This window comes from Desulfonatronum parangueonense (genome assembly GCF_054656975.1).
Genome location: NZ_BAAHXH010000003.1, coordinates 1,672,482 through 1,692,760 on the forward strand (window position 1 = coordinate 1,672,482; position 20,279 = coordinate 1,692,760).

Annotated in this window: 19 protein-coding genes; 15 read left to right on the forward strand and 4 right to left on the reverse strand. The window is 56.3% G+C overall.

The annotated features are described in order from the left end of the window. Positions 1–10: 10 nt before the first annotated feature. Positions 11–391 carry a hypothetical protein gene (locus tag ACYQ15_RS07615; RefSeq protein WP_459936928.1) on the forward strand — a complete coding sequence of 127 codons (381 nt, stop codon included), beginning with the start codon at positions 11–13 and terminating at the stop codon, positions 389–391. A 344-nt stretch (positions 392–735) separates the two neighbouring features. Here the strand turns inward: ACYQ15_RS07615 and ACYQ15_RS07620 are convergent, their stop codons facing one another. After that, the gene (locus tag ACYQ15_RS07620; protein ID WP_459936929.1) at positions 736–2,307 is read right to left on the reverse strand and encodes a sigma 54-interacting transcriptional regulator; all 1,572 of its coding nucleotides are present in this window, start codon (positions 2,305–2,307) and stop codon (positions 736–738) included. Positions 2,308–3,096: 789 nt separating this feature from the next. Then, the gene (locus ACYQ15_RS07625) at positions 3,097–4,236 is read right to left on the reverse strand and encodes a LeuA family protein (RefSeq protein ID WP_459936930.1); all 1,140 of its coding nucleotides are present in this window, start codon (positions 4,234–4,236) and stop codon (positions 3,097–3,099) included. Between the two features lie 582 nt (positions 4,237–4,818). Between ACYQ15_RS07625 and nifH the strand changes: the two genes are divergently transcribed. The 13 genes from nifH to ACYQ15_RS07690 all read left to right on the forward strand — a co-directional run bounded on the left by nifH (position 4,819) and on the right by ACYQ15_RS07690 (position 17,250). Then, complete coding sequence (gene nifH / locus ACYQ15_RS07630; RefSeq protein ID WP_459936931.1) at positions 4,819–5,643, forward strand: nitrogenase iron protein; 825 nt, start codon at positions 4,819–4,821, stop codon at positions 5,641–5,643. A gap of 56 nt (positions 5,644–5,699) precedes the next feature. Further along, positions 5,700–6,059, forward strand: coding sequence for a P-II family nitrogen regulator (locus tag ACYQ15_RS07635; RefSeq protein WP_459936932.1), 360 nt, complete (start codon positions 5,700–5,702; stop codon positions 6,057–6,059). Then, positions 6,056–6,430 (forward strand): P-II family nitrogen regulator, encoded by a 375-nt coding sequence (locus tag ACYQ15_RS07640; RefSeq protein WP_459936933.1) that lies wholly within the window; start codon positions 6,056–6,058, stop codon positions 6,428–6,430. The genes ACYQ15_RS07635 and ACYQ15_RS07640 overlap by 4 nt, the downstream gene beginning before the upstream one ends. 58 nt (positions 6,431–6,488) lie before the next feature. Further along, positions 6,489–8,096 (forward strand): nitrogenase molybdenum-iron protein alpha chain, encoded by a 1,608-nt coding sequence (nifD, locus tag ACYQ15_RS07645; protein ID WP_459939554.1) that lies wholly within the window; start codon positions 6,489–6,491, stop codon positions 8,094–8,096. Positions 8,097–8,218: 122 nt separating this feature from the next. Beyond that, a complete protein-coding gene (gene nifK / locus ACYQ15_RS07650) occupies positions 8,219–9,598 on the forward strand; it encodes a nitrogenase molybdenum-iron protein subunit beta (protein WP_459936934.1) in 1,380 nt (459 codons plus the stop codon). A gap of 82 nt (positions 9,599–9,680) precedes the next feature. Then, positions 9,681–9,980: a (2Fe-2S) ferredoxin domain-containing protein gene (locus tag ACYQ15_RS07655; protein WP_459936935.1), complete on the forward strand. Its 300-nt coding sequence runs from the start codon at positions 9,681–9,683 to the stop codon at positions 9,978–9,980. A gap of 27 nt (positions 9,981–10,007) precedes the next feature. Beyond that, positions 10,008–10,463 (forward strand): GNAT family N-acetyltransferase, encoded by a 456-nt coding sequence (locus tag ACYQ15_RS07660; RefSeq protein ID WP_459936936.1) that lies wholly within the window; start codon positions 10,008–10,010, stop codon positions 10,461–10,463. A 33-nt stretch (positions 10,464–10,496) separates the two neighbouring features. Continuing rightward, positions 10,497–11,888 (forward strand): nitrogenase iron-molybdenum cofactor biosynthesis protein NifE, encoded by a 1,392-nt coding sequence (gene nifE / locus ACYQ15_RS07665; protein ID WP_459936937.1) that lies wholly within the window; start codon positions 10,497–10,499, stop codon positions 11,886–11,888. Beyond that, positions 11,885–13,255 carry a nitrogenase component 1 gene (locus ACYQ15_RS07670; RefSeq protein WP_459936938.1) on the forward strand — a complete coding sequence of 457 codons (1,371 nt, stop codon included), beginning with the start codon at positions 11,885–11,887 and terminating at the stop codon, positions 13,253–13,255. Before nifE ends, ACYQ15_RS07670 begins: the two co-directional genes overlap by 4 nt. 319 nt (positions 13,256–13,574) lie before the next feature. Further along, complete coding sequence (locus ACYQ15_RS07675) at positions 13,575–14,852, forward strand: radical SAM protein (protein WP_459936939.1); 1,278 nt, start codon at positions 13,575–13,577, stop codon at positions 14,850–14,852. Between the two features lie 318 nt (positions 14,853–15,170). After that, the gene (locus tag ACYQ15_RS07680; RefSeq protein WP_459939555.1) at positions 15,171–15,440 is read left to right on the forward strand and encodes a HipA domain-containing protein; all 270 of its coding nucleotides are present in this window, start codon (positions 15,171–15,173) and stop codon (positions 15,438–15,440) included. 638 nt (positions 15,441–16,078) lie between these two features. Continuing rightward, entirely contained in the window at positions 16,079–16,546 is a 468-nt protein-coding gene (locus tag ACYQ15_RS07685; RefSeq protein WP_459936940.1) for a hypothetical protein, read from the forward strand. A 515-nt stretch (positions 16,547–17,061) separates the two neighbouring features. Then, a complete protein-coding gene (locus ACYQ15_RS07690) occupies positions 17,062–17,250 on the forward strand; it encodes a hypothetical protein (protein WP_459936941.1) in 189 nt (62 codons plus the stop codon). Between the two features lie 56 nt (positions 17,251–17,306). Here the strand turns inward: ACYQ15_RS07690 and ACYQ15_RS07695 are convergent, their stop codons facing one another. Further along, positions 17,307–18,356: a GNAT family N-acetyltransferase gene (locus tag ACYQ15_RS07695; protein ID WP_459936942.1), complete on the reverse strand. Its 1,050-nt coding sequence runs from the start codon at positions 18,354–18,356 to the stop codon at positions 17,307–17,309. Between the two features lie 387 nt (positions 18,357–18,743). Between ACYQ15_RS07695 and ACYQ15_RS07700 the strand changes: the two genes are divergently transcribed. Then, entirely contained in the window at positions 18,744–19,205 is a 462-nt protein-coding gene (locus ACYQ15_RS07700) for a peptidoglycan-binding domain-containing protein (RefSeq protein WP_459936943.1), read from the forward strand. A gap of 75 nt (positions 19,206–19,280) precedes the next feature. Here ACYQ15_RS07700 and mtgA read toward each other — a convergent pair whose 3' ends face one another. Continuing rightward, positions 19,281–20,057: a monofunctional biosynthetic peptidoglycan transglycosylase gene (mtgA, locus tag ACYQ15_RS07705; RefSeq protein WP_459936944.1), complete on the reverse strand. Its 777-nt coding sequence runs from the start codon at positions 20,055–20,057 to the stop codon at positions 19,281–19,283. Between the last annotated feature and the right edge of the window lie 222 nt (positions 20,058–20,279).

Genomic DNA, 20,279 nt, shown 5'->3' on the forward strand with positions numbered 1-20,279 from the left:
TCCTGAAACGATGATGATCGACGATTGCAAATGGCGTTCTGCCCAAAGAATGAAAATGTGTAACTACTCAGCTCATCCGAGAAAAACGGGCTGGATAGCAATAGAGCCGGCCTTCGCCGGCATGACTGAACTGGGAAGGACGTGGCACGATATGGCATTCCGGCGAAAGTCGGAATCCAGCGCTGGCAAGTCAGCATTAGAGTATGTGCTGATTAGTTACGAAAATTTCAAATCAGATTGCAGCGATCATGCGGTGCAATCATGGCAAAACACCGATCAAACCATGCTGAACAAATTTTCCATGCCCAGCCGAGCCGAAACACATGGTCTGAGCGCCTGGATCAATATTGACCGGCTGCATTCGATGCTGTCAATGTTTGCTTCGGAGTAAGAGCTGCTTTCCAAAAGGATGCCTCACCCCCTGTCGGGGTGATGTCACTTCGCCGTCAGGCGTGAAACCTTTTGCCTGCCGCATCTTTCCAGCGGAAGACAAAAAATCTTCTTGGCGTTCCCTGCTCCTTGAGCGTAGCGGGCGGTTCAAAACTTCTTGTATTTTTTTTGCAGACTATCAGGAATAACTTACTATCAGGAATAACTTACTAAACGGAGGATGACTTGCGGCAAGCATGGCCTGGATCCCGCCTTCACGGGAATGACTTGTTTTATGACATCTCCAGAACAAGCTCACCCGTGAAGGCGGGCACCCAGCCCGTTTTACTCGAATGGGCCGAGTAGTTACTCATATTTTTTCTTTCTGGACCTGACTCTCTGGACCGAAACCATGGCATCCAGATCGAACTTGCTGATCTTGTAGCCCATCTGGCGCTGGCTCAGACCAAGCTCCTTGGCCGCTCTGGCCTGGACCCAGCCATTGCGACCCAGTGCGGCAATGATTTCGCGCTTTTCCATTTCTCGAAGCAGGGCAGGCTTATCCTCGCCCTTGGCAGGCTCGGGAGCTGAATGGCTGTCCGTCCGCATCGGTGACCGGGAACCGAGAAAGGGCTCGATCAGCTCCGGCTGGATGCGGTCCTGCTCGCTGAGGATCACCAGACGTTCGATCAGGTTCTCCATCTCCCGAACATTTCCGGGCCAGTCATGGGCCTTGAGCAGTTCAAGGGCCTCGATGGAAAAGTGGATTTCCCGGTTGTACTCCCGGCTGACCTTGCGCAGAAAGTGGATCAGCAGACCTTCGATATCCTCCTTGCGCTCCCGCAGGGCAGGCGTATGGATCGGAAAGACGTTCAACCGGTAGAACAGATCCGGCCGAAAGGCCCCCTGGTTGGACAAGGCTTCCAGATCCTTGTTCGTAGCGGCCAGAATGCGCACATCCACCCGGCGAGTCTTGTTGCTGCCCAGCCGCTCGAATTCCTTCTCCTGGATGAAACGCAAAAGCTTGGCCTGCAGCCCCAGGGGCAGCTCGCCGATTTCATCCAGAAAGATGCTCCCGTTGTCAGCCTCTTCGAATTTGCCGGGCTTGGCGCCCATGGCGCCGGTGAAGGCTCCTTTTTCATACCCGAAGAGTTCCGATTCCAACAGGTTTTCCGGAATCGAGGCGCAGTTGACCTTGATGAAGGGGAACTTCTTGCGCTCCGAAAGATCGTGAATGATCCTGCCGATCAACGTCTTTCCGGTTCCGGATTCACCCTGCAACAGGACAGTGGCCCTGGTCGGCGCTACACGTTCGATTTGCCGCTGAACTTCCTGCATCGCCGAACTGCGCCCGACAATGTACGGGCCGTCCGTTCCCTTGGAAACCTTGTACCGCAGCGAAGCATTCTCCGCCCGCAGATTCTGAAACTGTTCGTTCAGGCTGACAAACTGGGCGATCAGCACGGCCACCACCTGCAGGAACTCGATGTCCTCCTGAGTGGAAACATGGTCCCCGAAAAGCCGGTCCACGTTCAGGACGCCGATGGGAATGCCCTGAAGGGTGATGGGCACACCGATGAAAGTCAGGTGCTGTTTTTCCAGGGTTCGGGACTGGGTCTTGTTCAGGAACAGGGGTTCATTGCGAATGTCCGGGACGGCATAGGGCTTGCCCGTCTGAAAGATCCGCCCGGTGACGCCCTCGTCCAGGCGATAGACCCCGCGCCGCATTTCTTCCGGGGTCAGCCCATGGGACGCGGTAATGAAGAGCATTCCGGTCTTGCGGTCCAGGAGGGTGACGGTTGCCCGTTTCATGCTCAGGTTGTCCGACATGATGCGCAAGACTTCCAACAAGATGTTTTCCAGATCCGGCAGGTGCGCGATTATCTCACAGATGCTGGAAAGGACATGCAGTTTGAGATCTCTGGTGTCTGGGGTCATGTCGTGCTTAACGCAAGAACCATTCCATTATGTATACCTATTAACTACCTTATTTTTAATAGTTAATTATTATCTTGGTCATCATATCCTGAGATATTTCCGACAAAATGAGCAAAACAAAAAATAATATTTACTAATTTGTCAAACATCAGTCTTAAATCTACAGCGAAATTTCTTTTCGATCATCCGGGCAAAGCCCCGGGAACGCGGGGCTCCGGGCAAAGTCCCGGGAACGCGGGGCTCCGTACCCGCTCCTCAAGAACTGCGAGTGCAGAGCCGCGCGTTCCTGGCAAAAACCGCCCATGCCCCACGAAACGTTCTTCGATACGTAGAAATTCGTATTGTCTGAGTAATGTCTTCTTGACGACCTTTGCGCCTCGAGCGAAGCGGGTGGTTCAGAAGCCCCGGGAACGCGGGGCTCCGTACCCGCTCCTCAAGAACTGCGAGTGCAGAGCCTCGCGTTCCCGGCAAAAACCGCCCATGCCCCCCCGAAACGTTCTTCGATACGTAGAAATTCGTATTGTCTGGGTGATGTCTTCTTGACGACCTTTGCGCTCGAGCGAAGCGGGTGGTTCAGAAGTCCCGGGAACGCGGGGCTCCGTACCCGCTCCTCAAGAACTGCGAGTGCAGAGCCGCGCGTTCCCGGCAAAAAACGCCCATGCCCCCCCGAAACGTTCTTCGATACGTAGAAATTCGTATTGTCTGGGTGATGTCCTCTTGACGACCTTTGCGCCTCGACCGAAGCGGGCGGTTCAGATTTCTTCTGTTCAGTTTGCGGGCCATGCTGCTTTAGTTGATGGTGATTGTGAACTGATCATCTTGATGTTCATGCCTTGAAGATGCCAGCAACAGCAGTTCGTCGTCCCGCAGCGGCCTGGCGAGCTGACCGGAAAGCTCCCGGACATGCTTGCCAAGATCCTCGATATCCCGGCGAGGCAGGATGATGCCGAGCCCACGGATAGCCTCGGCCACAGCCGCGGTTCCGGATTTCATTCCCACGGCTGTTTTTCGATGAGCACCGATGCCCTCCGGGGCAAATGGCTCGAACAGTGCGGGGTCCGCGGCCAGACCGTGCAGATGCAGGCCGGATTCACAGGCGAAAAGATCCTGTCCCAGGAGGACCTTGTTGCGGGCAACGGGAATGCAGGCCGCTTCGCCGACCATCCGGGCAAGGTTGAGAATTCCCGCTTGATCATATCCGACCATTTTCCGGACATTCAGGTGAGCGCTGACTTCCTCCAGGGCCGCGATTCCAGCCCGCTCCCCGATGCCCAGAGCCGAAACATCCACGCAATGCGCCCCGGCGGCCAATGCGGTGATCGCATTGGCCGTGGCCATTCCGAAATCGTTGTGACCATGAAAGCCCACCATCAGCCCGGCCTGTTCGACGAACAACCGCACGAGTTCCGCTGTTTCGAGGGGCGTGAGCACACCGACGGTATCGGAAAGCCGAACTCGATGTCCGCCGCACTCCCGCACCAATTTCGCCGCTTCCAGGGCAAACTCCCGGTCCGCGCGGGAGATGTCTTCCAGGCCGATGCTCAGGAAGTCGAATTGCAAGGAGGCCGCGTCCTCAAGGACTCGCCGCAGACGTTCAAGAAGCCCGGCCCGGTCCAGGTGCAGCCGCTTTTCGATATGTGCATCCGATACTGGAACCCCGAAATGGACTCTCCGCACGCCCTGCTCGGCCAATGCCCGCAGGTCCCGGGAACGCAGCGGCGACCAGACCGTCAAGGACGTTCGCCCCTCAGGGTCCACCAAGCGGCCATGCCGCAGCAACTCCGGCAGCCCTTCCTGGCCGACCCAACCGATTTCGACTTCCTCGATCCGCGCCCGCACAAGTTCTGTCAGGATGCGCCGCCGCAGTTCGTCCGTGAAGTACACTCCAAACATCTGCGCTCCCTCGCGCAAGGTGCTGTCGATGAGCATTGTTCCTTCCTTTATGGCAATATTCAGCACATACCCCGTGCTCACTTGCCAGCGCTGGATTCCGGCCTACGCCGGGATGACGTATTGTACCAATGTCTTTCCAGGTTCAGTCATACCGGCGAAGGCCGGTATCCAGTCCGTTTTTTCTCGGATGAGCTGGGTAGTTACCCTTTACTTATATCACAGTCTTTGAGGAGTTGAGAGCATCTTCGGTGCCAACAGAGATTCTCTAGCCGGTACACGCTTCCACCCCGGACCTCTGTACACCCGCAAATCATGGATCGCCCAGGGCATTCATGAGCCACATGATGCTGCATCTCCCCAAAGATTGACCTGCTGTTCATCTCCCCTCGGCGCGTTTCGCATCTCCTCGCTTCCGACATTCATACATTCCTTTTTGTACCAGCATACAAATATGTCATTCGTTCTTGTCGAGTTTTCTTGAAGATGGGAAACCCCTTCAGCATGAAATCAATCTATTGAAATAATGAAGTTAAATTTCAATTTTTTGAGCACAAATCCACCCCTGGCACGCTCCTTGCCCTATGCCTTCCATCTCAACACTTCAATCGGGAGGAACGCATGCGCAAGGTTGCCATTTATGGAAAGGGCGGGATCGGAAAATCCACCACTACGCAGAATACCGTGGCGGCATTGGGAGAGATGGGTCGCAAGGTGATGATCGTCGGCTGCGATCCCAAAGCCGACTCAACCCGTCTGCTGCTGCACGGACTGCATCAGCGCACGGTGTTGGACACTCTGCGGGAGGAAGGCGAGGACGTGGAACTCGATGACGTGCTTCTGGGCGGCTATGCCGGGACGGTCTGCACGGAATCCGGCGGTCCGGAGCCCGGCGTGGGATGTGCCGGACGGGGAATCATCACCAGCATCAACCTCCTGGAGCAGCTTGGCGCCTACAAGGAAGACAAGAACCTGGACTACGTTTTCTACGACGTTCTGGGCGACGTGGTCTGCGGCGGATTCGCCATGCCCATCCGTGAAGGCAAGGCCCAGGAAATCTACATCGTGGTTTCCGGTGAAATGATGGCCATGTACGCGGCCAACAACATCTGCAAGGGCATCGTCAAGTTTGCCGAGGCAGGCGGCGTGCGGTTGGGTGGACTGATCTGCAACAGCCGTAATGTGGACAATGAGCGGGAGATGATCTTGCAGCTAGCCAAGCGGCTAGGATCCCAGATGATCCACTTCGTACCCCGGGACAACATGGTCCAGCGGGCCGAGATCAACCGCAAGACAGTCATCGACTTCGACCCCGAGCACGCCCAGGCCGACGAATACCGCACCCTGGCCAAAAAAATCGACGGCAACGACATGTTCGTCGTGCCCAAACCCCTCGAGATCGATGAACTGGAAAAGCTGCTCATCGATTACGGCATCGCCAACTAACGGTTGATTTTGGGCACTGCAAGCCGAACAACACGCAATTCAAAGGAGAAGCAACAATGTTGATCATGGTCAGAGCCATAGTGCGGCCCGAGAAGGCGGATGGCGTATTGAAGTCGTTGATGGATGCCGGGTACCCGGCGGTGACCAAGTTCTCCGTGGCCGGCCGCGGCAAGCAGCGCGGCATCAAGATCGGCGAGATCACCTACGACGAGATTCCCAAGGTGCTGCTGTTGAGCGTGGTGGGCGAGAACGACAAGGATTTCGTGGTCAAGACGATCATGGAAGCCGCCCGCTCCGGTGAAAAGGGCGCCTTCGGGGACGGCAAGATTTTTCTCAGTCCGGTGGAGGAAATGTACACCATCAGCTCCGGAGTCAAGGAGACCGAAGGAGCGGACCTGAAGGGGGTCGGAGTATGAAGGAAATAACCGCGGTCATTCGGATGAACATGGTCAACAAGACCAAGGAAGCCCTGGCCGAAGCGGGAGTCCCGGCATTCTTCGCCCTGGAGGCCCAGGGCCGGGGCAAGGGGTTGATCAACTCGGCCCTGCTCCAGGGCGCGGCAAAAGGCTACGAGGAAGCCGCCGAGCTGCTGGGCGAGAAAGGCAGATTGTATCCCAAGCGGGTCTTCACCGTGGTTGTCGAGGACAATCAAGTGGAAGACGTGGTGAATACGATCATGGAAGTGAACAGGACCGGCAAACCCGGTGACGGCAAAATATTCGTCGCTCCGGTGTTCGACTCCGTCCGAGTCCGCACCGGCGAGCGAGGCGCAAAATCCATCGACTAAGTTCGGTCAAGCTGGAGGAAGCATGAGCACCATTACGAAAAAGAAAAAAGTTGTTCAGATGGATCCCGCCGACCTAGTGCAGGATCTGTTGAAAAAATACCCGACCAAGGTTGCCAAGAAGCGGGCCAAGCAGATCATGGTCAAGGAAGCCGAAGGCGCGTCCACTCCGGAAATGGGCGCCAACATCCGCACCATTCCCGGCATCATCACCATGCGCGGCTGCACCTACGCCGGCTGCAAGGGCGTCATTCTCGGCCCGACCCGGGACATCGTGAACATCACCCATGGCCCCATCGGCTGCGGATTCTATTCCTGGTTGACCCGGCGCAATCAGACCCACGCCGAGACGGATGCCGATGAAAACTTCATGCCCTACGCCTTTTCCACGGACATGAACGAGAACGACATCGTCTTCGGCGGAGAAAAGAAGCTCAAGCAGGCCATCAAGGAAGCCTACGAGCTGTTCCATCCCAAGGCCATCGCCATCTTCTCCACCTGTCCCGTGGGTCTGATCGGCGACGACGTCCATGCCGTGGCCAAGGAAATGAAAGAGGAACTGGGCATCAACGTCTTCGGGTTCAGCTGCGAGGGATACAAGGGCGTCAGCCAGTCCGCGGGCCACCACATCGCCAACAACCAGATCTTCAAGCATGTGGTGGGCACCAAGGAAGAGATCAAGGTCGGCGAGTTCAAGATCAACCTGCTGGGGGAATACAACATCGGCGGGGACGGCTTCGAGATCGACCGGATTTTCGACAAGTGCGGGATCACCGTTGTCTCCACCTTCAGCGGCAACTCCACCTACGATCAGTTCGCCACGTCCCACACCGCGGACCTGAACACGGTCATGTGCCACCGCTCCATCAACTACGTGGCCGAAATGATGGAGACCAAATACGGGATTCCCTGGATCAAGGTGAACTTCATCGGCGCCGAGGCCACGGCCAAATCCCTGCGCAAGATCGCCCAGTACTTCGATTCGCCGAAGCTGACCCAGCGCGTGGAAGCCGTGATCGCCGAGGAAATGCCCGAGGTGAAGCAGGTCATGGCGGATGTGCGCTCCCGGACCGAAGGCAAGACGGCCATGCTCTTCGTGGGCGGATCACGGGCCCATCATTACCAGGAGCTGTTCAACGAGATCGGAATGCGGACCATCTCCGCGGGCTACGAGTTCGCCCACCGCGACGACTACGAAGGCCGGCACGTCATCCCGGACATCAAGATCGACGCGGACAGCCGGAACATCGAGGAACTGGAAATCGAGCCGTGCACCGAGAACTACAATCCGCGCAAGACCCCTGAAGAGCTGAAGAGACTGGAGGAAGCGGGTTTCAAATTCAAGGAATATGCCGGGATGATTCCGGACATGGAAAACAAGTCCCTGGTGATCGACGACCTGAACCAGTACGAGGCCGAGAAGCTGATCGAGATCATGAAACCGGACATCTTCTGCGCCGGGATCAAGGAAAAGTATTCCGTCCAGAAGCTGGGCATCCCGCTGAAGCAGCTCCACAACTACGATATCGGCGGGCCCTATGCCGGATTCAAGGGCGCGGTGAACTTCTACCAGGACATCGACCGCATGGTGAACAGCAAGGTCTGGTCCTACCTGAAGGCGCCCTGGCAGGAAAAGCCGGAACTGTCCGCGACGTATGTCTGGGAGTGACAGGGGCCAGTGGCCAGAGGTCGAACACATGGAGTTGGAAATCGGTAGTTGGATTTGGGAGTTGGAGAATCAATCAATTGTTATCCGTGGCATGACAGCGAAAGGATAAAGAGAGGAATACTATGACGCTGCTTCGACATACGCCGACTGAAATCAAGGAGCGCTCCGCGCTGTCCATCAACCCGGCCAAGACCTGCCAGCCGGTGGGGGCCATGTACGCGGCCTTGGGGGTTCACGGCTGCCTGCCCCACAGTCACGGTTCCCAGGGCTGCTGCGCCTATCACCGCAGCGCCCTGACCCGGCACTACAAGGAGCCGGTTTCCGCGGCCACAAGCTCGTTCACGGAAGGTGCTTCCGTATTCGGCGGCCAGGCCAACCTGGTCCAGGCCATCAACAATATTTTCACGGTGTACGAGCCGGACGTCATAGCCGTGCACACCACCTGTCTGTCCGAGACCATCGGCGACGACGTGCCGCAGATTACGGAAAAAGCCCGCCAGGACGGAAAGATTCCCGAAGGCAAACATGTCGTCAGCGCCTCCACCCCCAGTTACGTGGGGTCCCACGTCACGGGCTTCTCGAACATGGTCAAGGGAATCCTGAAAGGTTTTGCCGCCAAGACCGGCAAGAAGAACGGCAAGGTGAACATCATTCCCGGCTTCGTGGAACCTTCGGACATGGAGGAAATCAAACGCCTGGCCGGCGCCATGGGGGTCAAGACCATCGTTGTTCCGGACACCTCGGGAGTGCTCAACGGCCCTTTGACCGGAGAATACAAAATGTTTCCGGAGGGCGGCACGACCACCGAGGAACTGCGATCTACCGCGGACTCCGTGGGCACCCTGGCTCTTGGTGAGTGGGCTTCCGCCGACGGGGCAAAATTTCTGGACACCGAATTCAAGGTGCCTTGCAAGATTCTGGATTTGCCCATCGGCCTGAAGGCCACGGATCGGTTCATTGACGCCCTGCGCCTGATTTCCGGCCGCCACGTCACGGACCTGATCACCCACGAACGCGGCCAGCTGGTGGATATGATCTCGGACATGCACCAGTACTTCTATCACAAAAAGGTGGCCCTGACCGGGGATCCGGACCAGATCATCGCCCTGACCGAATTCCTGACGTCCATCGACATGTGCCCGGTGCACATCGTCACCGGCACGCCGGGCAAGAAGTTCGAGAGCCGGATCAAGGAAATCACGGCCGACAGCCCGTTTCCGGTCAATATCAAGGCCCACGGCGACATGTTCATGCTGCACCAGTGGATCAAGAACGATCCCGTGGACCTGCTCATCGGCAACACCTACTGCAAGTACATTGCCCGGGACGAGGACATCCCGCTGATCCGCCACGGATTCCCGATCCTGGACCGGGTGGGTCACCAGTACTTTCCCACGGTTGGCTACAAGGGCGGCCTGCGGCTGCTGGAAAAAATCCTGGACGCCCTGCTGACCCGCATCGACCGGGATGCAGACGAGGAAAAATTTGAACTTGCGTTCTAACAATCTTGTCATCGCAGGGGCAATCCTCGCGCTCGCCCCTGCGACCTGGTTCCGCATTTGTCGTGATAAAGGAGAATAATCCGTGGAAAAACCGAAACATCACCTGTTCGTCTGCGCCAGTTTCCGGACCAAAGGCGAACCCAAGGGCGTCTGCCACAAAAGTACCATCGGCCTGCTGCCCTATATTGACGAGGAGATTCTGGACCGCAACCTGGACGTGCTGGTGACCAGCACCGGTTGCCTGAAACAGTGCGAAAACGGCCCGGTCATGGTGGTCTATCCGGAAGGTTGGTGGTTCGGCAAAATCGACAGTGAAGACGCCGTGGACGCCATTCTGGACGGCCTGGAAGAAGGCCGGCCGGCGGAAGAATTCTTGCTGTAGCCTGTAGCAGCCCGAAAAACAGAAGCCATGTCCGCATCAGTGACCATCAGAACCGCGACCTCTGGAGATATTCCGGAAATGGTTGCTTTGCTCAGTGAATTGTTCGCCATTGAAGCGGATTTTCAGCCCGACCCCGCCCTGCAGCATCAGGGGCTCGCCCTGATGCTGCAGGATCCGACCTCTCGCCGAATCCTCGTGGCCGTAGAGAACAACCAGGCCATCGGCATGTGCTCATTCCAGACCCTCGTCTCCACGGCCGAAGGCGGCCGGGTCGGCCTGGTGGAGGATGTGGTGGTGGCCGCCCGCCGGCGAGGGCGCGGCATCGGCGGAATGCTGATGCGGGCTCTGGAAGAATCGGCCGCGGAAATGGGCCTTTCGCGCCTGCAGCTCCTGGCGGACGCAAAGAACGTCCCTGCCTTGAATTTTTACCGGCTCAGAGGCTGGAACGCAACGCAGCTGATTTGCCTGCGTAAAAAAAAGTGACGTCTCCTGAACCGAATCAAAAAGGTTGAAACCATGGAACCCGTGATCTTTGAAGAACGAAAAGAACAGATCCATCGCAAGGGAGCGGAACCGTTTTCCATTTCCTGCAACAAGAGCAGTCTGGCCGGAGCCGTGAGCCAGAGAGCGTGCGTCTTCTGCGGATCCCGGGTCGTGCTCTATCCCATAGCCGATGCCCTGCATTTGGTGCACGGGCCCATCGGCTGCGCGGTCTATACCTGGGACATTCGCGGCGCCCTGTCTTCGGGGCCCGAGTTGCACCGGCTCAGCTTTTCCACGGACCTCCGGGAAAAGGACGTCATCTTCGGCGGCGAAAAAAAACTCTATCAGGCCTTGATCGAGCTGATCGACCTGCACCAGCCCAATGCGGCGTTTGTCTACTCCACCTGCATCGTAGGCATCATCGGCGACGATTTGAAGGCCGTGTGCAAGAAGGTGGAGGCGGAAAAGGGCATTCCGATCATTCCGGTGCAGTCCGAGGGCTTCAAGGGCAACAAGCGCGAAGGCTATCTGGCCGCCTGCGAGGCCATGTTCCGGCTGGTGGGCACCGGCGACACGTCGACCATCTCCCCCTTGAGCGTGAACATCCTCGGCGACTTCAACCTGGCCGGCGAGATCTGGATCATTCAGGACTACCTGAAGCGGATGGGCGTGGAGGTGGTGGCCAACATCACCGGGGACGGCCGGGTGGCTGATGTGCGCCGGGCGCACGGGGCGGCCCTGAACCTGGTCCAGTGTTCCGGCGCGACCATGGATCTAGCCAGGATGATGAAGGAGAAATACGGCACGCCGTTCCAGCGGGTATCCTATTTCGGCATCGAGGACATGTCCGACGCCCTGTACGACGTGGCCAAGTTCTTCGAGGACAAGGACCCGCACATCATGGCCCGGACAAGAGAACTGGTCCGTGAGGAACTGAGTGCGCTGTATCCGCGCCTGCAGGAATTCCGCAAGGATCTCGAAGGCAAGAAGGCAGCCATTTACGTCGGCGGAGCGTTCAAGGCTTTTTCGCTGATCAAATCCTTCCGCCATCTGGGCATGCAGGTGGTCATGGTCGGCTCCCAGACCGGGACCCAGGAGGACTACCAGGAACTGGCCGAAATCACGGACGAGGGCACGATCATCGTGGACGACACCAATCCCCTGGAGCTCTCGGCGTTCATCAAGGAAAAGGACGTGGACATCTTCGTGGGCGGCGTCAAGGAACGGCCCATCGCCTACAAGCTGGGAGTGGGGTTCTGCGATCACAACCACGAGCGCAAGGAAGCACTGGAAGGTTTTCTGGGCATGTACAACTTTGCCAAAGAAGTCCACGCCACAGTGACCAGTCCGGTTTGGAGATTCACTCCCAGAAGGAGCAAGGCCCCCATCAGCATGGGAGACAACAAAGAGGAATGCGTATCATGAAAACCACCGAATCGTTTGTTTCCACCACCAATGCCTGCAAGCTCTGCACTCCGCTGGGCGCGGCCGTGGCCTTCAAGGGCCTGGAAGGATGCGTTCCGTTTCTGCACGGCTCCCAGGGCTGCGCAACCTATATGCGGCGCTACATCATCAGCCACTTCCGCGAGCCCATGGACATCGCTTCCTCCAGTCTGGGCGAGAAGGACGCCGTGTACGGCGGCAAGGCGAATCTGATGCAGGGCATCCTGAACGTCATTCGAAAGTATCAGGCCCCGGCCGTGGGTATTGCCACCACCTGCCTGACCGAGACCATCGGCGACGACGTGCCGACAATACTCCACGAATTCAAGAAGGAATATCAGGCCGGGTGCAACGGCAGCATGCCCTCCCTGGTTCACGTCAGCACCCCCTCCTACGGAGGATCGCATATGGAAGGTTTTCATGCCACGGTTCGGGCCATGGTCGATCAGTTGGCAGATCCGAAAGCGGAACGGCATCCCTCGATCAACATTTTTTCCGGTTTCATTTCCCCGGAGGACATCCGCTACTTGCAGGACATCTTCGTGCATGCAGGGCTTTGCGCGACCATTTTGCCGGACTATTCCGAGACCCTGGATGGCCCTGCCCTGGAAGACTACCAGAACATTCCCGGCGGCGGGACGCCGGTGGAAAGGGTTCGCAACATGCCTGGCGCCGCGGCGAGCATCGAGTTCGGCCGAACCATCAGACCCGAACTCAGCGCCGGACGTCTTCTGGAAGAAAAATACGGCGTTGCGCTGCATTCCTTGGGCCTGCCCATCGGCCTGCGGGAAAGCGACGCCCTGTTCACCACCCTGGAAAAACTGACCGGTTGCGCCACCCCGAAAAGGCATGTCCTGGAACGCGGCCGACTTCTGGACGCCATGGTGGACGGCCACAAGTACATTGCCGGCAAGAAAGCCGTAATCTACGGCGAGGAAGATCTGGTTGTCGGCCTGACCTCCTTCCTGAGTGAAATCGGCGTCAAGCCGGTCCTGGCGGCCTCCGGCGGCGAATCCGGCCTGCTCAAGGGCGCGGTGCACGCCGTAACCGAGGAATTTCCCGGTGAGCCGCCCCTGGTTCGCGACGGCGTCGATTTCTACCAGATCGTGGAGCAGGCCCAGTCCCTGGAGCCGGATCTGGTGATCGGCAACAGCAAAGGCTACCGGGAACTGGCCAGAGCCCGCAACATCCCGCTGATCCGCGTGGGCTTTCCCATCCACGACCGCTTCGGCTCCCAGCGAATCCTGCACCTGGGCTACCGGGGCGCACTCAACATTTACGACATGATCGTGAACGCGATGATCGAGAAAAAACAGGACGATTCCCCGGTGGCATGGGGATATATCTGAGATGAAATGAGATATTATCCAGATTCAAGGATTTGCGTCATCGTCAGATTCTGACTCCTGGGTACTACTCGGCTAAACCATGTTCAAGATAATCAACCACGAAGAGCACGAAGGACACGAAGGATACGGAGGATGAATATCTGTGCTGTCAATTGTCAGTGCGAAGTGCGTCATCAGGGTTTCATCCCCTTTCTTCCTTCATGCTCTTCGTGCCCTTCGTGGTGATAAAACGACATGAAATCAGAATAACAAAGTCTGCATTAGAATTTGTTGAATAGTTACCCGCCTGATTTCTTTTAAATTGATAAGGATATCAATCATGAGCGCTCCAGATACCGCAAAGCATCCATGCTTCAACGTCAAGGCCAAGGGCGAATGCGGCCGCGTGCATCTGCCTGTCGCGCCCAAGTGCAACATCATGTGCAACTACTGCAACCGAAAATATGACTGCGTGAACGAATCCCGCCCCGGCGTCACCTCCGGGGTGCTCAAGCCGCATCAGGCTCTGGACTATCTGACCCGCATCCTAGAGAAGGACCCGCGCATCACCGTGGTCGGCATTGCAGGGCCGGGCGATCCCTTTGCCAATCCCAAGGAAACCCTGGAAACACTGCGCCTGATCCGGGAGCGTTTTCCACGGATGCTGTTCTGCCTGTCCAGCAACGGCCTGGGGGTGCTGCCCTACCTGGACGATTTGAAAAAATACGGCGTCACCCACATGACCATCACCGTGAATGCGGTGGATCCGGAAATCGGCCGAAATTTCTATGCCTGGGTCAGGGACGGCAAGGTGCTCTATCGCGGGCTTGAGGCGGCCAAGGTAATGTGGGAACGCCAGCAGGCGGTCATCGCGGGACTCAAGGAACGAGGCATCATCGTCAAGGTGAACACCATCGTCACTCCCGGCATCAACGACCATCATGTGGAGGCCATTGCGGCCAAGATGCGCGATTTGGGCGTGGATCTGCTGAACTGCATGCCGCTCTTCCCCGCCGCGGAAACGATTTTCGAAGACATCCCGGAGCCGGGCAAGGAAGAAATCGAGCGGATTCGTTCCAGTGCCGAGAAATACCTGCCGCAGATGCGGCACTGCAAGCGCTGCCGGGCGGATGCCGTGGGGCTTCTGGACCAGGACAAGTCCGGTGAGTTCGCCTCCTGTCTGAGCGCCTGCTCCAAGACCCTGCCCCCGATGCAGACCAGAGACAGGCCCTATGTTGCCGTGGCCTCCATGGAGGGGGTGCTCATCAATCAGCACCTGGGGGAGGCGTCTTCCTTCCAGATCTGGGCGGAGCAGGACGGCACCTTCACCATGGTCGAGGTTCGCGAAGCTCCTCCCAAAGGCGGCGGAGCCAAGCGCTGGTACGACCTCGCGCGAACTCTCAAGGACTGCCGGGCCGTCCTTGTGTCCGGAGTTGGGGACACGCCCATGGCCATTCTCGGCGAGGAAGGCATCAAGCCCCTGGAAATGAGCGGATTCATCCAGGAAGGACTGGCAGCGGTGTACCGGGGCGGGAACGTCAATGCCTTCAAGCACCGCCGGGAAGGCAAAAGCTGCAAGGCCATGGGCTGCACCGGCGACGGCGGCGGATGCGGATGAAGTCGGCCGCCATGCGGCAGCTCAGGCAGTCGGCACTACAGCGAAACTTCCATTCCCATCGTCTGACAAGGTTTGATTAACCACGGGGCACACGGGGAACATAGGGAAAAAGAGTTTTGGTTTAACGGAAGTAGCCGGCATCCAGTGCTGGGGAATGGTCATGCACCGTATGTGCTGAATCGTTACGAACGGAATATGTCCCCGTGCCCCCCGTGCCCCCCCGTGCCCCCCCGTGCCCCCCCGTGGTCCCCGTGGTTAAACCATCAAAGGGCGTTGATTGGTACATCAAAATGTCGTTGTAGTGATGCCTGAGAACAAATCAAACGGTTCGATAGGAGGATGTCAGAGGATCAGACCTGGATCATCCGGTCGCCCCAGGAAGACATGTGTCAGGCTCTGGGCGTCTCTCCAGCCCTGAAATACGAAAGCGACGGCGGGCCGGGTATTGAAAAAATCATGAAGTTGTTGCTCGGATCATCCAGAAGTTTCGAGGACAGAAAAGCATTCCTCACAACGCATTTTCTTTTCTGGTTGTTGGCCGCTATCGATGGACATGCCAAAAATTTCAGCATCTTTCACCAGGCGTGAGGAAACTACCACCTCACTCCTCTCTACGACATCCTTTACGCGTATCCCTGCCTCGCCAAACGAAATCTGGAAATTCACAAAATTGAAATGGCCATGGCTGTGCGCGGAGCAAATCGCCTTATCATTGGTTCAAAATTCTGCGCAGACATTGGATCAGCACAGCAAAAGCCTGCCATTTTCCCATGGATGAGATGGAGGCAATCCTCGAAGAAATACTCCAACAACTGGATGGCGTGATAGCAAACGTCACGCAGCGACTTCCACCCGAATTTCCAAGCAATGTGGCTGAACCAATTTTCCAGGGATTGCTCAATGCCCGGGACAAGTTCATTCGAAGCCGCGACAACTCTGGGGCGTTCGGGTAGGCAGTTCGGGTACGCACAATGTGTGCTGAATAGTCACCTGAATTCGTAACCATTCAGTATGCTACTGCTGTTGCCGCATTGATATCGGGGTCGGCGTCGGTATCGGGATCGGTATCGAAAGCAAGCTATGAAAAGACTCCTCAAAATTTTGAAACCGATTCCGACCCCGATACCGATTCCGACCCCGATTGTCGGAGGCAGATCGCACAATGTGTGCTGAATAGTCACCTGAATTCCTGCATAAGCCTTTCAGGCGCCAAGGTGGATCACGGCATGGATATTCGCTCGGACCGGAAGTTGAGCAAATCAATGGGCTGGTTTGCCCTATTTTTGTCCCTGATCTTGTTTTTGGTTTGGGGCTGGTTATGGCCGGCGGGAATGTACAGCGCGGTGCTGGGCTGCTTTTTGCTTCTTTTTGGCGGGGCCTGCATCACCTATCGGCATGAAGTTCATATCGATGCCGAAAGCGACGTGGTGGAACAGTACCGTCGGATTCTGTTCTGGGAACGACACAGAGGATTTTTGTTCAGCTCGTTTCGCGAAATCGGCGTGGCGGCGGTTCTCGGTGGGGATCTGCGTCCTGTTCATCTAGCGCATGTCATCGAGTTGCGGGGTTCCTCTCGCCTGGTCTTGCCCGGCTTGTATCCGGGCCTGGCCAAGGCCAAGGCAACAGCGACGGAACTGGGAACCACCCTCGGTCTTCCCGCTGCCCAGAGAACCAGGACAATATTGATCCGATAGCGACGTCATGCAGTTGGCACATTCATGTCAGATCGCACGCATTGATGGACCAACCATGAAAACCATGAGGGCAAACCATACAAGAAAGCAACTACTCGGCACACCCCGAATATGAGCGGGCTGGATACTCACTTCGCGGGTAAGACTGACTCGCTACGGATGAAAGAAAGTCATCCCAGCGAAGACGGGAATCCAGATCATGCTTGCCACAAACTTTGAAAGCTGCCTTATCCCGCTTTATCGAGCCGCGTAGTTGCAAGGGAAACGCAACTACTTCTGCACATACGAGACATGACCATTCTTCAGCATTGGATTCCGGCTTTCACCGGAATGACCAACCGGAGCAAACCCTGTCCTCGCTAGTCACCCGCGAAGGCCGGCGCTATCGCTACCCAAATCTTTTCTCCGGCACTGCTGAATCCCACATGGAAGCTTGAATTTCCAAACGCCCGGTGCGACATTGGGCCAAGGCGTTGACTGGGATCATCAACAGCAGAGGCATAAGAGGAACGACTATGAGTGAAGGATGTGTAAAATGCTCGTTCAGGGCGAAGTATGACCGGAACCGCGAATCCTGGCTGGGCCGATTCTGGCGTTGGCACATCAATTTTTGTCCGGGCTGGAAAAAGCATTTTCAGAGCCTTCCGGAAGAAGAACAGGAGGTGCTGGCCCGGAAGTATGACTTCTGGAAATACCGGAAGTGACGGCAAGCGCAAAACACGAGGCGAAAGCTCCGCGAGCAGGACATCCGGGCCGAGGATCAACCGGAAATGCCCTGCTCATGTACCCGCCAACGCTGCTGGGCAACATAAACAAGAATCTCCTTGCCCAAAGGAGTAACCACTTTTGGGCGGGACAAATCCAGTTGCGTGTTCAGGTACTGGAGAATCAGCGCCTCACCTGCACCAGTTGAACTGGGACCGAGGCCAGCAAAAAAGAAACCAGCCAGTTCCGCTTCCCGGCACACCATTTCCCCTCCGCTCTGGTCCAGGGGAATTTCCAGGTAAATCACTTCAGCGATCCCCTGAGCCAGGATGTCGCGCAGGTGGGCATTGATCTCTCTTGGAGTATTGTCCCCGATGCGGCGAACCAAAATGTCCGCGGTTCCCCAGGTTTGGCTGATCCGGGCCATGGTCTCACCCGGACCGGAACACATTGCCGGACTTTGGAAAACAACAGGTTTTCCAAGTCCGGCATAGATTTTGGCGATCATATCCTTGTGCCGGTCAGGAACACGGATCGCGACCGGCTTCGGGGGAACGAGGTACTTCAAGCTGACCATGCAGCTTTCCCGTTGGCAGACCAATCCGGCCATGGCCTGAAAATTCAAGGTCGCGGGCATGGCTCCCAGAATCAGACCGCAAGGGCTGAACTTTGCTCGATGCGCAATCAATTGCGTGGCATGGTGGCTGGTGACTTCATAGGATACCAGGCAGACAAGGCCGGCCTCCAGGGCCTCCATCTCCAGAAAGCGGCCCATGCGCACTGCCAGGGAACGTCCCTGGTGTCCGCGCTTGACCACGATCTGTCCGCATTCACCTGCAGCCCAGGGATACCGCCGCTGCACCGAACAGTGACCAACCACTTCCCCGGTTCGGTCCTCCACCGCCACCGCCGCAATTTGATTGCCGGAACGGTTCAACTCAATGATCCGCCGCGGATCATAACAGTCCGTCAACGGATAGCTGTCACCATAGGTTTCACGAAAACACTCCGCCACCCCGTCCGCGTTCTCCGGCCGGAATCGATGCACCGTATATTCTCGTGATGGATCACGGAAGTGATCGTCCGCGGAAGCTGATGTCTTCATGGCTTGTAACTATTCAGTTCATCCGGAGGGTGGTCATTCACCTGCACTGGATTCCGGCTTTCGCCGGAATGACTTATCGTGGCAAGCTGCATCTATACAGTCATACCGGCGAACGCCGGTATCCAGATCTTTTTCGCGGATTTTGCTGAATAGATACCATGACTTTTGGATGGCCGGATAAACCCTTTCTCTGGTTATTCCTGCGCAACGGCTTGATGTTACAGGGCCGGGTCCCTGGGCTTGGCCGGATATTTCGTCAGGGCCGTAACAATTCGGTCACCCGGTCAAAAGATCTGTTGCATTATCTACAATCTCGGTATAACGGCATCAAATGTTCTTGGTGAAAAAAACTGCTAATTTACATAGGTCGACTTCGGAGGATATTTCATGAGGCGTGCCTGTTTTTTGTGCTCTATCATGCTGCTATTGCCATTGACAGTCTTCTCTGTTTCCGGATGCGCTACCTTTCAAGCCAGAACTCCGGGTGCAAGTACCATCGCAATCGACACAGCGGAAGAGGCTTCAGTCACCGATGTCAATCATGAACTTGAGCGGTGCGACATCAAGGGAGATACTGACGCTGTTACCGGTGACAGGCCGTCAGTGGAGGTTTCAAGCCCCCCCTCACCCGCACATCGAGCGATCAACCCTTCTTTATCCTCGTCGGGCATGACCACCAAGCAGGCTCAGTTGATACTTTTGCACCTCGGTTATCACGAAGTCGGCATAGCTGATGGGATCATGGGCGCAAAGACCCGGGAAGCCTTGCGGAACTTCCAGCAAGACCGGGGTATTCCCGTAACAGGCCAGATAGACTCCGCAACTCGAGAAGAATTGATGAAAGAGTAATGCGGCGTTCACCTGCCAAGCCCGAAATGCCAGGATCCAGCAGGCATGAGACCCTGGTGCCATCAATGTTCGGCGTCAAAAATTGCCTGGCCCCAAATTTTTCAAGTGGGACGCGCCGAGATTGTTCATCTGTCTTTCAATCTGCAAGGTTCGTTTTTGGATGTAATCGGAAGGGGCAACGACGCTGAAACGTTTAGGACTTGGCAAGACGGCGGCCATCAGTGCGGCCTCCCTTCTGGTCAGTTGAGAAGGCTCTTTGTTCAAGAATATCCTTGCCGCTGATTGTACTCCGTAAACACCGTCCCCAAACTCCACGATGTTGAGATATATTTCCAAGATCCGTCTCTTGGGCAAGAGCGTCTCCATCCAAACCGTAAACCAGGCTTCAAAGCCTTTGCGCACAAAACTTCTGCTTTCCCAGAGAAAGAGGTTTTTGGCTGTCTGCTGTGTTATGGTGCTGGCGCCACGCACCCGCCCCTTGGTGCGCCTCTCTTCCAGAGCTTCACTGATAGATTGAAAATCGAAGCCCCTGTGGTCTAAAAATTTCTGGTCCTCAGCCGCGACAACGGCAAGGGCCATGTATGGCGATATGAACTCCCAGTCTATCCATTGATACTGGATTCTTGCCGATTTGTCCTTCTGAAATAAGCCCTCCAATTGTCTTTTGACCATGAACGCACTTGTTGGTGGGGAGACAAAACGAAGAATTCCTACCAGGAGCACGGTGGCAACAACAAAAGAGAGCATCGCAAAGATAAATATTTTTGCGATGGTTCTTATAAAGTTAGATGATCGTTTCCCTGGTTTTGATGAAATCTTCTTTTTAACTGCGTTCTTTTTTCTGAAAATCAAGAGGTTACCTGTTGATTGTCTAAATGCTTTTTGAAACGTAACTACTCAGCACATACGGTGCATGATCATTCTCCAGCATTGGATTCCGGCTTTCGTCGGAATGACGTATCAGGGCAAGCCTTTACCACGCTAGTCATACCGGCGAAGGCCGGTATCCGGGTCTTTTCTGGCTCTGCTGAGTAGTTACTTTGAAACCTTCGTTACTCAGCTTCAAGGCAGGAA